We start from the raw sequence: 14,583 nt of genomic DNA on the forward strand, positions 1-14,583 counted from the left end.
CCCCCACCGACGCCTGGCTGCGCATCGCCGCCCCTCTCGAAGCCCTCATCGGCTTTCGGCCCTCCCCCGCTCCCGGCCGTCGACGCGGGAATCTTCCGGAGCACGCTGTCCTCAATGGAACGTGCGCGTCGCCTCCCACCACAGGACCAAGCACGTAAAAGAGGGCTCCGCCACTCGGCGCCGTCAACGTGACTGAACGCAGGCAATGCCGCCTACCGCAGTCGCCGAGGGAGCTCGCAACAGCGTGAAGAGGCTGCTGCGTCGGTATGCCCAGGATCTCGACGTCCCTCGGGAAGGGGCGAATCGGCACATCGAGGAGCTGCTCCGCGAGTACGAGTGATGTCGAGCGCGCGCCTGGTAGAGGGCAGGAGGATGACAGCCGGGGCTGTGTCAGTAGTACTGGCGCATGATCTCGGTGGCCCAGGCGGGCTGGGTGGTGGTGCCGACGGGGTCGAATTCGACCATGTAGGGCTTGATGTCGAGTACGGGCGTACCGTCGACCGCGTCCAGGCCCTGCACGTGGACGTCGAGTCCATCGACGCGCAACAGGCGACAGCGCGAGACCCCAAGACGGTTGGGGCGGTTCTTGCCCCGCTGGGCGAAGATGCCCACGAGGGGCCAGTCGGTGTTGCCGCGTGGGTGCCGGGCTCCTGTTTCCACTTTCTCCACCGGGACTCGGTCGAAGTGGTAGACGACCTCCACATGGGAGAAGGAGTCCAGGCCGGCGAGTGCGTCAGGTCCGAATCGCTCGTCCAGCCTGATCACCGCGGACACCTCCCCCCATTCGTCGTCGCGGACCTCGGCCCGCCCGCCGACCACCCGGCCGACCGGATTTGAGATCACCTCAACCGGGACGCTGCTCTCTGACATGTGCTGCGCCTTTCACAGGAAGGGAACGATCATGGTCCACCGTACGTGGGCCACGGGAGTGTGTTCTGGCCCAGCAGGCTCTCCACAAGATGCTGCTGTGTGGGCCGGAGATTGGGACCTCCACAAAGCCGGGCGGTAAGGGCGTTGTCGGCATGCCGGTCTACATGTGGACCGAGAAGGGCCCCGAGACGCCGGGGCGACCGCTACGGGCCGGCCGGGACCGCCGCACGCGAAGTTGGTCTTGCCACATGTGCGGAGATAGACGGTGCCCTCCTCGGCGGGGTCATGCCATCCCGGAACTCGTTTCCGGTCGGTGGCTGAGGATCGGCCATCTCGTAATCGCGCGACGCGAGGCTGAGCTTTGAGTGTCCGTATTCGTTTTGCAGGCTCCGTTGGAGCCGTTCCCGCCCTTGCCACCCGCTCGGTGGGCACGACGCGTTCGAACGGGATGAGGCGGATGCGGCGCCAGAAGGCGTGGCCGCCGGTGCCCCGTGGCCCGCTCAACTACTGTTCGCCGACCTTGTGCCCTTGGTACACAGCATCGTGGCCCAGCCGCTCCTGCTGCCGTACACGCCGCTTCATGACGAATGCGGGGATCCCGAGCGCCAGCAGCACGGGGATCGCGGCGGCGATCCCGAACCAGAGGAGGAGCGCGATATAGCCGTAGGCGGCGTTGTCCACGTCCGCGTCCGCCTTCACCAGGAAGACGATGCCGGCCACGAAAGCGACCATCATGAGAACCGCGACGGCGATCGCGAGCCAGAGCAGGACGCCGGCCCAACGCCGGTAGCCGACGCTGACCTCCTGGAATCGCGGCGGCCCGTACCCGCCGGGCGGACCGGGCAAGGGCCTTGGCGCCGGGTGTTGGGCTGGCCACTGATCAGACATGAGGCCCCAGTTCTACGGTGCGCGGCCCCGGAACACCCACTTCCGCCGCCACAGCACGCACCGCACCGCACCGGAGCGTCGTTCCCCGGGGCACTACTTCACCGAATCCCACGCGCCCGCGTTGAAGCTGCGCAGGAGGGCGATCAGCGCGGCCCCGAGCCGCCAGTCCACACCAGGTGCGTGTACGTGGAGTTTGTCGCCCTTGGACCTGAACTCGAGCGGGACCTGCCCGTTCGCGCGCCACCGGATGCGCCTGGGTGCGCGTGCGAAGCCGCCCTCGTTGCCAGGGACGCTGTCGAAGACACTGATCACGAGGACCACCGTCATCAGGGGCAGCAAGAGCCACCACATCCACCACCATACGATCCTCCCCTTGAAGCCCACCGCTTCGGAGCCGCCGGGCTGGTGCACGGTCCAGCGGGTGCGCAGGCCCCTGCCGCGGAGCGCCTTCTCGCGCATGAGCGTGCCGATGACCTCGCCGTGCGCGCCGAGCACCTGAAACCTCGCGACGCCGCCGCCGGCCGAGAGGGTCACCACGGTGGCCACCCGCTCCCGGCGTTGATCGTCGGCCCACAGGGCGAAGGAACGGACGCCGCCGCCCCGGGCCGCCAGGTACGCGGACGTGCCTCCCGGCGGCAGTTCGCGCTCCACGTACACGGCCGACGGCGCCGGCCCGGACCCGTCGGAGAAGCTGACCATGTCCGCCACCTTCGCCTGACCCTGGCCGTCGACTCGTCTCGGCCCGCCGTACATGGTCAGTACGTTGCTGCTCATCCGACGTGCTCCAAGTGGTAGTCGCGTGCCCAGGCCGGCCCAGTCTGTCTCACCCGCCACCCAACTGATAGCCCCGCCCTGCGGGAGGTCAGCTCCCAGTTCGGGTAACAGGTTCAGTCACGCGGCCGCACCCGGAGGCCCTTCGGTGGCCATCCGCAGACCAACTGCTTGTGCCCCGTAGACAGTTCGAGGATTCGGACACGACCGTGAGACAGACCGACTACGACACGGCATGAGACAGCGCATGGTTTCCGCAGGTCACGGTGCCGCCTTAGGAGGGCGGCCCCGGGAGGAACTCCTCGAACGTCGCCATGCCAAGGCAGTACCGAGGACCTGGTCACCGCGAAGCCCGGGGACGCGTCCCGGACAGTGGCGCATAAGTGACTCATGAACAGCGCGGGGATCACCGTTGAGACTTGAAGAGCTTGCAGCCGAGGGGTTAGTCGTCGGCGCCGGCGTCCGGATCGAGGTCAAGACCAGGAAACAGCGCACGTCGCCCTGTACTGGACGGCGACGGTGGTCCTCGCGCGGGGAGTCCAGGTTCGCGGCGTAGAAGTCGAGGTGGTCGAGATCGCGGCGGCGAGGGCCTCGGTGGGTGTCGGGCGGGCAGGATGTCGTCCGTAGTGGTTCGGCGTCATCAGGGTGAGGTCGAATCCATTGCCCGCCAACGTGGCCAACGTGACGCGGTCCGCGCGGGGTCCGGTGCGGCACCCCAGCGGCCTCAGCTGGATCAAGCGAAGGGAACCATGCGCTCGTGCTTCGGCGTGCAGTATGGCAGGCACAACATTGCACGACGCCTTCACATGATCACCGCAGGTGATGTGGGGCGACAGAGGGGGGCGCATGAAGCCGCATGAGGCATTGGCTGGACGATATCGATTGATCAAAGTAATCGGTAGCGGCGGCTTTGGCTCGGTATGGAAAGCGTTTGATGAACGCATGCAGCGCCACGTTGCAATCAAAGTTCTCACGCATTCTGGAGTCGGACTCGACTCAGAAAAGGCTGCAGCCCGCTTCTGGCAGGAGGCCATTACGGCTGGCGGATTGTCCAATGATCACATCGTCACAGTGCACGATTTCGATCGGACGGACCACAATGGCAGCTCCCGGGACTTTTTGGTCATGGAGTTGCTCACCGGGCGGCCGCTGTCACAGATGATCGCCGCCGGACCGCCTCCAGTTCGTCAGGCTCTAGATTGGGCAGGACAAATCTGCGCATCATTGCAGGCCGCGCACGATGCTGGAGTCATCCATCGGGACATCAAGCCGCAGAACATCATCGTTGCCGAAGATGGAAACCGCCTGAAGGTCGTCGACTTCGGCATCGCAAAAAGCGCAGCGCTACCCCTGAATCTGACCGTCACGGGTGAGGTTATCGGCTCGGTTATGTACATGGCTCCCGAGCGAGCTGCCATGCGCGCCGTCGATGCACGCTCGGATCTCTACTCGCTGGGATGCGTACTGTATGAGCTGCTGACCGGACACCCTCCTTTCTACGCTCCCGACTCGCCACCGGTCGCCGTGGTTCACTGCCACATCCATACTCCACCGTCAGCACCCAGTAGCCGGCGCCCAGGATTGCCCGACGGTATCGACCGACTCGTTCTGGATCTCCTCGCGAAGGACCCCGAAGACCGACCGGAGGGCGCAGCCGTCGTGCGGGCCCGAATCGGTGAGCTTATTAGGGAAATCGACCACTCGGAGGACCCCCCTCGCGAGAGGGAAACAACGGCTCAAGAAAGGGACTTGGCCCGCCGCGTAGAGCACGCCGTGGAGATTGGGAATCGAGGGCAGGCGAGTCGCGCCCGAAACCTCCTGCGCGGTGCAGTATCTGACTGCGCCCACGCTCTCGGCGCTGGGTCTCGCAGCACACTCACGGCTCGTCTTCACCTGGCACACTGCACGACAGAAGCTGGATGGCTGTCCCAGGGGCGGGATCTGGCTGACAAGCTCGCGAACGACTGCGACCGCATGCTCGGGGCCGAAGACAGCTTAACGCTGCGCGCACGAAGCCTCCATGGCAGAACAGTCAAGGAATTCGGCAGGCCCGACAAGGCCCGGGCGTTGCTCAGCGCTGTAGTCGATGACTGCGTGCGCCATCTAGGTCCCCAATCGGTCGACACGCTCGAAGCGCGCCTGCATCACGCTGACGCCACGCACAGTTGTGACGATCACGCTGAGGCGCAACGTCTCGCTGCCGAGCTTGCGGGTGACTGCGACCTCGCGCTCGGGGCTCGGCATGTCATTACGCTGCGTGCGCGAATTCTCCACGCCTGGACGTCCAGCGACATGGGAGAAACCGACTCAGCGCGTGACCTTTATGCCGCCGTCCTCTCTGATTGCATTTCCTATCTCGGCCCGGATGCACCCGACACAATCGTCTGCCGTATCGCGCAGGCTGTACATGCGCTGGCAGACAACACCATCAGCTTGGCCTCCAATCGCGATCAACTCGGGTTGCTATTGACGGACTGCCAGCGAGTCTTCGGAATGGACGGCGCTTGGACGTATCCCGTTCGCCTGCTTCTCGCCGCGACAATCCGACACATTGAGGGACCGGACGAGAATTTCGAGCAGCTGAATAGCGTTCTCATAGACGTTGCGAGTACCTTCGGTACCGATTCGCCTGCAGCCCTCGTGGCCCGATATTCCGCTGCAGGGCTCCTTGAAGCAACGGAAAACACCACTCAAGCGCGGGCTTTGCTGCAGCAGGTTTTGCCGGACTGCGTCCGTGTACTGGGGGCTGATGCCCCTATCAGCCTCGACATCCAGGACACCCTGAATAGGCTATCTTGAGGTATCAGTTCCCTTTTAAATCTATGGCCTGAAAAGGCCCGCCTTGACGAGGATTTCTTTCGGTGACGGTCCAGGTTGAGGGTTTCGTGCTCCCGTTCCAATGAGCGCTTCCAGCGTTACCGCTCCATTTGAGGGACGGCTCTCAGGATGGACGTCGTCCGGCTCGGGCTGATGCGTGACCTGCGGAAGATCCTTGGACTTCGCAGCCCGGCCATGCCTCGCTCGACGGGCGCACGGGCCTGGTGCGAGGACACGGTTGACCGTCCCGGGTTAGCCGGCGGGCGGGCGCTTGAGGCCGGTGGCGACCGAGACCAGCGCCTGGCAGGCGCGGTTGGGCGACCTGTCGTGCGCAGATCCGATGATGTGGCTGTAGCGGACGGCAGACAGGTCGTGGGCCCCACCTGTTCCTGCGGGGCAACTGGGGTCTGCACGACGGTCTCGCCACCTCCGCGAAGGAGGTAGCAGACGCTCTGCTCAACGAGGAAGCGGTCACCGTCGTCCACGGCCAGCCGCAGGAACGGGCGGCGAAGCCTGCCGCCCGTAGGACCGGCAGGACGAGAACCGCCGTGCGCAGAAAAGTTGGAAGGAAACGTCGCCGACCCCGACTCCACCGAGCCGGGGCCAGAGCACCATAATCTCGGCAGTCTCCCAGCCGGAACCCGACCACTCGCCGCCGGCCCGGAACCTCGCCGCTGCCCCGGAAAAGGGGAGTCCCCGACGGTCTCGTCCGACCGTCGGGGACTCCTGTACGGCGGCGGCTGCTGCCGCCTCCGGTGTGGCTACCGCGCCGCGTATCCGAAGCGGGCCCCGGCGGCCGGGAGGCCGCCCGTGCCGGGCTGGTACGTGGTCGTGGGCGCGACGGTGCCGCCCGCCGTCACGTTGGACAGCGGCAGCGCGTGGAGGGCGCCGTAGGTGGACGGGCCGTACGCCATGCCGACGTACAGCGCGGTGCCGGTGAAGTGGATGCTCTTGCCCAGGAACTGCTTGGCCGCCGGGGTGCCGGGGATGCCGTCACCGTCGCCGGTCTCGATCCAGCGGTCGTTGTCTCCGGCCGCGCCGAAGAGCGAGAACGTCGAGATCGCGCCCGCCTGGGCGGCGGTGCCGACGGCCTCGCCGGGTGCGCCGACCGCGAGGCGCAGCGTCGCCGTGGAGCCCGTCGCGCGCGGGGCGGTGTTCACGACGGTCACGGCCTCGCCGAAGCGGTCGTCAGCCTCGGAGGTGCCGCTCACGGTGTCATCGGCGGTGCCGGACTTGTACTCGCGGACGTAGGTCCAGGCGCCCGCGGCGTCGATGCGGATGAGGACGACGCGGCCCGAGTTGGCCTTGTTGACCTCGTTCACGCTCACGGCTTCGCCGGGGGAACCGATCGCGAGGAACGATTCGTTGGCACTCGTGGCGCCCGCGGTGCGGAAGGCGACCATGGCCAACGCGGCGCCGAACTCGTCGCCGGCCTCGGCGGCTCCGGAGATGGCGGCGTTGTCCTGGTCGATGCCCGTGATCACGGTGGGCCGGCCCTCGGCGTCCAGCTTGTGGCTGAAGACGGCCAGGTTGCCGGACTTGGCGAGGGAGCCGATGGCTTCGCCGGGGGCGCCGATGGCCACGTAGTTGGCGTCGCCCGTGACGCTGCTGCCGAAGCCGTCGTTCGCCTCCGCGTCGCCCAGGACGTTCGGCTTGTCCTGGTGGAGCGTGGCGCTGGTGTTGCCGTGCACGTAGAAGGCCATGCCCGCCTTGGCGAGGGAGCCGACTGCCTCACCGGGCAGGCCGATCAGGATCCACGGCTTGCCCTGGGCGGTGGTGCCGGCGGCGACGGAGTGGCCCATGCGGTCGCCTGCCTCGGGGGCCGACGCGCCGATGGAACCCGTGCCCTGGCCCTGCTCGAGGTGCGTGTTCTTCGTGGTGCCGGTGCCGAGACCGCCGGCCGCGCCGTAGAACACGTCGACGAAGCCCGCGGCGGTCGCGGAGCCCAGGTCTTCTGCGGGGGTGCCGACGACCAGGTCGGTGTAGCCGTCCTCGTTGTAGTCGACGGTCGCGAGGCTCTCGCCGAACCAGTCGCCCGCCTCGGCGCCGCCGGGTACCCAGTCGAGGTCCTGGTTGATCTCGGCGGTGCCCTTGCCGCCGCCGTACACGACCCGGACCACACCGGCACCGCTGTGAGTGCCCACGGTCGCGCCCGGGTCGGCGACTGCGACGTCCTCGATTCCGTCACCGTTGAAGTCGGTGACGGGGGTGGCGCCGACCTTCGCGCCGACCCAGTCACGCAGGTCGTCGACGCGGACGGTGACACCGGCGGTGCGGGTCTCGGCAGCGTCGGTGCCGAAGCAACCGGCGCCGTAGGACCGGAGGTTGATGGCGGCGAGGGCAGCCGTGGTGCCCGTGCCACGGACCACCGGACCACCGGCGTCACCCGCGCACGCGGCCGTGCCGCCCGTGCCGGTGACAGCGGCCGTGGTGGCGTCCGTGGAGTCCACCGTGTAGGCGCCGGAGTGCAGCTTCATCGGTGCCCACTCGGTCTTGGTGCGCCCGTACCCGGCGAATGTCAGCGCCTCGCCCGCGGCGGGAGCGCCGGTCGCGAGGGCGATCGGGGTGACGCCCGTGACCGGGCGGTTCAGGCGGGCCAGGACCAGATCACGGTCGGCGCGCGGGACCAGCTCCACCACGCGGCGCTCGGCGCCCGTGGTGCCGGTCAGGTCGGCACGGCCGATCACGGCGGTGGTCTTCAGTTTCGGCGCACCGGCCGGCACGGCGGTGCCCGCCGCCGGGTCGTCGGCGAAGCAACTGGCGGCAGTGAGCAGCCACTCGGCGTCGACGAGCGTGCCTGCGCAGCTTCGGTCGTAGTCACCGATGGCCAGGCGGGCCGTGTAAGCGAAGTCCCCGCTGCTGCCGGGCGTGCCGACGACGGCCTGTGCGGAGGGAGCGGTGAGCGCACCGGTGACGACGGCGGCCGCGAGGGCGGTGGTGGTGAGCGCTCTGCGCGAGCGTGGGTTGAACACGTTGGGGTTCCTTGTTCTTGAGGTACGTCAGCCGGTGACGCGGAGCTCGACGAGGACCGAGCGCACGCCGGTGTCGCCGGACTCGCCGACGGCGATGTTGTCGTTGGCGGGCGCCGTGACGACGGTGTCCTGGCCGTTGGCGGTCAGCGTCGCCTGCACCGGGTGGTCCTGCGTCCAGATGCCGAAGGTGTCGGGCAGCTCAAGAGTCAGGAAGCCGGACTTGGCGTTGGCCTTGAAGCAGAAGATGCCCTTGCGGGAGTCGATCGCGATGTTCGACGGATCGTCGCACTCGGCGAGGGTGGTGCCCTCGGTGAGGACGAGGTGCCCGTCGCCGCGCTTGAGCTTGACCCCGCGGCTGGCGAAGATCTCGGCGGCGCCCGGGTAGTTGAAGTTCTCGACCGCGACCGGCATGTCGTCCGCGGCGCTCGTAGCGGCGGGAGCGGCCTGCGGGACGGCCAGCGCGGTGGCTCCGAGGCCCACCACGAGCGCGGCCGTCAGGCCCGCCAGCAACGTCTTCCGGGCAGGGGTTATCACCACGGATTCCTCTCAAGGGGAAGTCATGTGAAGAACAATTCAGGAGCTGGTCACTCCGATTGGCGAAAGTAAAGCACATGTAAGATCCACGCGTATGGGGCAACAACCCCCCAGGGCCGGGGGGTTCGGAGACTACGCGCTCGCGATCACTCCCCTGCAATTCGCAATAAAACGGACATGCATCTGCATGTCCATTCCTATGGGCTGCCGTCTGTGGAATTCAGCTATGACCGAACAAGGACCGTCAGGTGAAACATTCATCACGCCCCGTACGATCGGGGCGAACGCACAGACTTCGACGAAGCGGCCCGGCGGGAAGGCTTGCCCTCCGCGCCGCTTGTGCGACTGTGGTGTCCGCCGCACTCACGGCCGGGCTGCTGGGAGTCTCGCCGGCCGTTGCCGAAGAGGTCGTACCACCTGACCGCGGGATGGTCGTCAGCTTCTGGCTGAGTGGTGGCAGAGGCGTCCAGGAGGCAGCCGAGCAGGCGCTTTTGGGAACCGACGAGGACGTACGGAGGTTTCTCGCCGAACGGCCCGCGCTCCAGCAGATCGACGACCGGGTCGATGTCTCCCGTGTACTGAACTTCGGCGGCCCGGGCGTGCGGGAGGCAGCGAAGCAGGCTCTTCTGGGCACCCCGGAAGACGTCGAGGCCTTCCTGGACGGTGGCTGGAAGGCCCCGCACGAGCAGGACCAGCGGGTGGACGCGACCCGGGTCGTCAACTTCGGCGGCCCCGGCGTGCAGGACGCGGGCAATGCCGCGCTTCAAGGCACCCCGGCGGATGTCAAGCAGTTCCTCGAGGTCGGCCAGTACAAGGAGCAGGAGACCGACGAGCGGGTCGAGGCCACCAAGCTCTACAACAGCGGTGGCCCCAACGTGAAGGCGGCCGCCCAGCTCGCGCTCCAGGGCACGCCGGCCGATGTCACCGAGTTCCTCGAGGTCGGCCAGTTCGTCGCGCGCAACCGTGACCAGGAGCACGCCACCATCGCGCAGCTGACCGCGCAGGCGGAGCGGGCCGGCAAGCAGGCCGAGGTCGCCACCGATGCCGCGGAGGAGGCCTCTGCCAAGGCGATCGCCGCCTCGGCTCTGGCCGAGGAGGCGGCGGAGAAGGCGGCCAGGGAGACCGAGGCCGCCAAGGACGACGCCCAGCTCGCGTCGGTGAAGTCGAAGCAGGCCGCTTCCGCGGCCCGTGCGGCGGCCCAGGCGGCGCAGACCGCGATCGGTGCCGCCAACGCTGCCAGCCGCTCGGCGCGTCGTGCATCGCTGGCCGCGGCGCAGACCGCGAACGCGGCCGCGGCGGCAGCCGAGGCCGCCACCCGCGCCTCTGACGCGGCGATCGCCGCGAGCAAGGACAAGAACAAGGCCCAGGGCGCCCGCGACCGGGCGGCGGACGCCCTCGCGGCGGCGGCGCTCGCCGAGAAGTCCGCCAAGGCCGCCGAGCAGGCCGGGAAGGCCTCGCTGGCCGCCGCCGACGCGGCCCTCGCCTCCCGCAGTGCGAAGGGCAATGCCGACAGGGCGGCCGATGCCGCCGACCAGGCCGCCGCATACGCGGAGGCCGCCGGCGGATCCGCGGCCGAGGCCCGAGCCGCCGCTGCGGAGACCCGCCGCCACGCGAACGAGGCCGACCGCGCCGCCACCGCGGCCGAGTCGCTGGCCCGTAGGGCGGCGACCGCCGCCAACGAGGCACGGGACGCGGCCAATTCGGCTGCCACGCATGCCAGGAACGCCGCCAAGGCCGCGGAGGAAGCGGCCGACCTGGCCGGTGAAGCGGCCAGCCAGGCGGCCATCGCCAGCAAGCAGGCCGCCATAGCCAAGGGCGCCGCCGACGCCGCCACGAAGGCGTCGGCCACCGCCCAGAAGACCTTCGACCTGGCCCGCGAGACCGAGGCCGAGGAGCTGGCGACCCGCACCAATGCGGCTGTCGAGGCGGCCAAGTCCCAGAAGACGGCGTCGGACAGTTTCACCGTCGACCTCTCCGAAACGGTGATCGACGGCCAGGCGATCGTGGACGACACCTTGGCCCTGGCCGCCGAGGCCGGCCAGGCCGGTGCCGACGAGGCCGCGATCGCGGCGAAGGCACGCCCGGTCGTCCTGCGGGCGATGAAGTACTTCGGCTCCTGGCGCAAGGACGCCGCCGTCGCGGCCCTGTCCGGCACCGACGCCGACGTCATCGAGTACCTGAAGACCGGCTGGGACCAGGCCGCGAAGGACGAGATGCGCCAGCAGGTGGCCGACATCGCGACGGCCAGCCCCTATGAGGCGGTGCGCACCGCCGCCACCGAGGCCCTGGCGGGTACGGACGAGCAGATCCGTGACTTCTACCTCACCGGTCAGCACCAGGCGGCCAACGCCGACTACCGCGTCGCGGTCACCAAGATCTCCAACGAGGGCGGCCCGGGCGTCAAGGAAGCGGCCTCGAAGGCCCTTCAGGACGGCAGCGCCGCGGCCCTGCTCGCGTTCCTCAACAGCGGTCAGTACGAGGCCCAGCAGAGCGACGACCGGGTGATCGCGACACAGCTGTTCAACGACGGCGGACCCGAGGTGAAGGCCGCCGCCAAGATCGCCCTGAACGCCCCCGCCGACGAGGTGCGTGGCTTCGTCCAGGCGGGCCGGTTCATGGCCGACCGCAAGGACCAGCTGGCCTACACCCACATCGCCCAGGTCGAACGTCTTCTCGCCGAGGGCCGGAAGATCGCGGCCACCGCCCGGTTCAACGCCGCCAACGCCGCCAAGGCCGCCGCCGACGCCGGCGACGCGGCCTACGACGCCGCCGTGGCCTCCGCCGAAGCCCAGAAGAGCGCCGAGCAGGCCCAGGGTTACGCGGCCGACGCCGACAGGGCCGCCGACAGCGCAGAGACGAGCGCCGCACAGGCCAAGGCGTCCGCCGTCACCGCACGCAGCGCCTCCAACCGCGCCCAGCAGGACGCCGACAACGCCGAAGAAGCAGCCGCGGACGCGGAGTTCTCCGCGGCGTACGCACGCACCTCGGCGTATCACGCGCAGGAATCGGCTGATGCCGCGCGGGCGGACGCGCTGGCGGCCGGAAAGAGCGCGGCAGAGGCCGAAGGGCTCGCCAAGTCGGCCTGGAAGGAGGTCGTCAAGAAGCGCGAGGCCGAGCTGGCCGAAGCACGCCGCCTTGCGGCGGAGCAGCGGCAGAAGCAGCGGGAGGCGGAGAACAAGAAGCCGAAGTGCTACATCCCCATGAACCGGGACAGCCTCCCGCCGTGCGCCTACGCCGCCATGAACGGCAAGGCCGAACTCGTGTTCCCCGGGATCGACCCCGTCATGAAGGAGGTCGTCTGGGAGGTCATGGGTCTCAATGACGCCAAGGAATGCGTCAAGAATCCCGCGCTCGGAAAGTGCGCCGTCGCGGCCCTGTCGTTCCTTCCCGTCGGCAAGCTCAAGCTCCTCAAGAAGGGGCTTGAAGGGGTAGAGGGTGCGATAGACAGCAGCCGGGCCGTGAAGATGGCCCAGAAGTGCACGCAGTGCTTCCTGGCGGGCACCAAGGTGCTGATGGCCGACAACTCGGTGAAGAACATCGAGTCCGTCGAGGTCGGCGACTCCGTCATCGCCACTGATCCCGTGAGCGGGAAGACGGAAGCACGCACCGTCACAGATCTCATCGTCACCGACGACGACAGGATCTTCAACGAACTCACCGTCGCCACCGCGCAGGGCACTGCGAAGCTGACCGCCACACACGAGCACCCCTTCTGGTCACCTTCCCAGAAGGCATGGGTGGAAGCTTCACAACTGAGCGTCGGAATGACCCTCAGGTCCGTCGACGGAAGCACCGTCACCGTCGAGGGCAACCGGTCCTTCGGAAAGATCGCACGGACCTACAACCTCACCGTCGCCGACCTGCACACGTACTATGTGCTGGCGGGCAACACCCCGGTGCTGGTCCACAACAGCCGGTGTCTCATCGCCGACATCGTCGGGCCCCAGGGTGAAAAGCTCTGGCTCCCCAAGGGCCGTAAGGCCGTTGCGACGGCCAACAACCTGAAGGGGTGGTTCTACGACATCAAGGAAGCCGAAGCCGTGGCGAACGGATTCCACAAGTCCGTCAGGTACGTGCGCGTCATGGATCCGGTGACCAGCGGGCCGCATCCGTACCCCAACGGCTATATCAGTTACCTCAACGAGGCTGGTCAGATCATCCATCCGTTCACGGGGGCGGCGAACATGGCGAAGTCCGACCCCTACTGGCATATTCGGATCCCATGACCATCATCGAGAATCTCTTCACGTCCCAGGATTATCAGCAGGCTCCGGAGCCCATCGGCTGGGACCCGCTGAAGGAACAAGACGCCCTGGACGACGTCCAACTCCTGGATTGCCGAGTGTGTCCGACGGCGAATCGTGCAGCGCTGCTCTTCGAGATGCGTTCGGCGTTGCACTATCCAACGGGAAATGCTGCCCTGCTTGTGGTCCGCGGACTGCGCTCGTTCCACTGGAACGGGGCGCCGCAGGAGCACAAGCTGATGGCATTCACCGTGACGTCCAGTCGCCCTTGCGGGATCACCGGCGGCGGATGGCAACTGGATCTGGAATTCTTTCCTGACGGCAAGAATTCAGTCAGTGGAGACCGTGCGGACTTCTACCTTCTGGATGTCCACGGGATCCCTGAAGGGCCGCCGAACTACCTCGGCAGCGACCTCGATCGGGTCCGGCACGAGCTGCCGTCGTGGAACTCCGACTGCACGGTGCTGCAGTCGTCCACTTCGAGCGGCACCTGAGTAGTCGGTGACGCACAGGGGGTGAGTGCCCGAATGCCGGGCACTCACCCCCTGGTACGCGCCGAGCCTCAGGCCGCAGGCAGCGGAATCGTCACCCGCCGACCCACGCCGATCTCCTCGGCCTGGTCGTCGCTGACGACCGCGAAGGTACCCGCAGGGACTCCGGGCAGCGTGGCCACGCGGGAAGCTACCGTCAGGAGATGGTCTTCGCCGGCTCCGGTGACGAAGAAGACGTAAGCGTCCCCGTCCTCCTCTCCGTCGTCGAAGACTTCTGCATCGCCTTCGTCTTCGAGACCGGCCAGGAAGTCGTCGACCTCCTCGATCCACCGGAACGGGTAGGCGCCGTCCGCCAGGTTCGGCGTCGGCAGCAGCGGGACGTGGATCTCAACAACCATGGTGGGCACGGGAGCCATCCTGCCTCCTGCACCTCCGTCCGCCCCAGCCGAGGGATCTGCGTCGGCAAGCCCCGGCGGAGTTGGAAAGAGCTCAGCATGACCTGCGCAGGGGGGACCGTCCTATCAGTCTGCTGGAACGAACGCGCACCGCGCCAGGCGCAGGGCCTTGCCCCTGCCCACGGCGGCTCACCAGCAACGCATCGTCAAACCGCCCTGAATTACGCGTTCCGGACGGCACTCGTTTCGTTCAACGTCGAGGCCCGGGACCGCCTTCCGCCAGCCGGCATGGTGGCCACACGTATAGCCAACCCTCGAACTATGTTGCCCCGCCACATGTGCGCCTGACCTGCGTGTTTCTACGGTGTGGCGACACGCAACGTCCCCGCCAACTGTCCGGAAGTGGTGTACATGGCCGCCCCAGAAACCGCTCCACCAGCGCCGAGCTCGCTGAAGCGCATCGTCGCCGCCAGTCTCATCGGCACGACCATCGAGTGGTACGACAACTCATCCGACCGGGGCTAACTGATCGTTTCAGAATGAGGTTCGGAGTCGTCTCAAGCAGATGATGCTGCAGGCGAGTTGGAGCAGGCTGAGGTGG

Annotated in this window: 9 protein-coding genes and 1 pseudogene; 3 read left to right on the forward strand and 7 right to left on the reverse strand. The window is 67.8% G+C overall.

Annotation, left to right across the window (positions count from 1 at the left end):
- Positions 1–390: 390 nt before the first annotated feature.
- From ACTMTU_RS35230 to ACTMTU_RS35240, 3 genes are all read right to left on the reverse strand, one after another.
- Positions 391–870 (reverse strand): SAM-dependent methyltransferase, encoded by a 480-nt coding sequence (locus ACTMTU_RS35230; RefSeq protein WP_441267503.1) that lies wholly within the window; start codon positions 868–870, stop codon positions 391–393.
- 504 nt (positions 871–1,374) lie between these two features.
- Complete coding sequence (locus ACTMTU_RS35235; protein ID WP_441267504.1) at positions 1,375–1,716, reverse strand: hypothetical protein; 342 nt, start codon at positions 1,714–1,716, stop codon at positions 1,375–1,377.
- A 135-nt stretch (positions 1,717–1,851) separates the two neighbouring features.
- Positions 1,852–2,532 carry a hypothetical protein gene (locus ACTMTU_RS35240; RefSeq protein WP_441267505.1) on the reverse strand — a complete coding sequence of 227 codons (681 nt, stop codon included), beginning with the start codon at positions 2,530–2,532 and terminating at the stop codon, positions 1,852–1,854.
- Between the two features lie 843 nt (positions 2,533–3,375).
- Between ACTMTU_RS35240 and ACTMTU_RS35245 the strand changes: the two genes are divergently transcribed.
- Entirely contained in the window at positions 3,376–5,328 is a 1,953-nt protein-coding gene (locus tag ACTMTU_RS35245; protein WP_441267506.1) for a protein kinase domain-containing protein, read from the forward strand.
- A gap of 116 nt (positions 5,329–5,444) precedes the next feature.
- Here the strand turns inward: ACTMTU_RS35245 and ACTMTU_RS35250 are convergent.
- The 3 genes and pseudogenes from ACTMTU_RS35250 to ACTMTU_RS35260 all read right to left on the reverse strand — a co-directional run.
- A pseudogene (locus tag ACTMTU_RS35250) lies at positions 5,445–5,742 on the reverse strand (IS5/IS1182 family transposase); the annotation flags it as partial.
- Positions 5,743–6,107: 365 nt separating this feature from the next.
- Positions 6,108–8,318: a trypsin-like serine protease gene (locus tag ACTMTU_RS35255; RefSeq protein WP_441267507.1), complete on the reverse strand. Its 2,211-nt coding sequence runs from the start codon at positions 8,316–8,318 to the stop codon at positions 6,108–6,110.
- A gap of 27 nt (positions 8,319–8,345) precedes the next feature.
- Complete coding sequence (locus ACTMTU_RS35260) at positions 8,346–8,855, reverse strand: hypothetical protein (RefSeq protein WP_441267508.1); 510 nt, start codon at positions 8,853–8,855, stop codon at positions 8,346–8,348.
- A 347-nt stretch (positions 8,856–9,202) separates the two neighbouring features.
- On the opposite strand from ACTMTU_RS35260, the gene ACTMTU_RS35265 reads away from it, so the two are divergent.
- Together ACTMTU_RS35265 and ACTMTU_RS35270 are read left to right on the forward strand one after the other, a co-directional pair.
- Complete coding sequence (locus ACTMTU_RS35265) at positions 9,203–13,078, forward strand: polymorphic toxin-type HINT domain-containing protein (protein ID WP_441267509.1); 3,876 nt, start codon at positions 9,203–9,205, stop codon at positions 13,076–13,078.
- Complete coding sequence (locus ACTMTU_RS35270) at positions 13,075–13,590, forward strand: hypothetical protein (protein ID WP_441267510.1); 516 nt, start codon at positions 13,075–13,077, stop codon at positions 13,588–13,590. Before ACTMTU_RS35265 ends, ACTMTU_RS35270 begins: the two co-directional genes overlap by 4 nt.
- Before the next feature lie 68 nt (positions 13,591–13,658).
- Here the strand turns inward: ACTMTU_RS35270 and ACTMTU_RS35275 are convergent, their stop codons facing one another.
- The gene (locus ACTMTU_RS35275; protein WP_441267511.1) at positions 13,659–14,003 is read right to left on the reverse strand and encodes a hypothetical protein; all 345 of its coding nucleotides are present in this window, start codon (positions 14,001–14,003) and stop codon (positions 13,659–13,661) included.
- Positions 14,004–14,583 lie beyond the last annotated feature (580 nt).

This window comes from Streptomyces sp. OZ13 (genome assembly GCF_052068155.1).
Taxonomy (GTDB): Bacteria; Actinomycetota; Actinomycetes; order Streptomycetales; family Streptomycetaceae; genus Streptomyces.

Coding starts and splice junctions, on each gene's coding strand:
- ACTMTU_RS35275 (WP_441267511.1), bottom strand. CDS start 14,003: ATGGCTCCCGTGCCCACCATGGTTGTTGAGATCCACGTCCCGCTGCTG.
- ACTMTU_RS35270 (WP_441267510.1), top strand. CDS start 13,075: ATGACCATCATCGAGAATCTCTTCACGTCCCAGGATTATCAGCAGGCT.
- ACTMTU_RS35230 (WP_441267503.1), bottom strand. CDS start 870: ATGTCAGAGAGCAGCGTCCCGGTTGAGGTGATCTCAAATCCGGTCGGC.
- ACTMTU_RS35240 (WP_441267505.1), bottom strand. CDS start 2,532: ATGAGCAGCAACGTACTGACCATGTACGGCGGGCCGAGACGAGTCGAC.
- ACTMTU_RS35245 (WP_441267506.1), top strand. CDS start 3,376: ATGAAGCCGCATGAGGCATTGGCTGGACGATATCGATTGATCAAAGTA.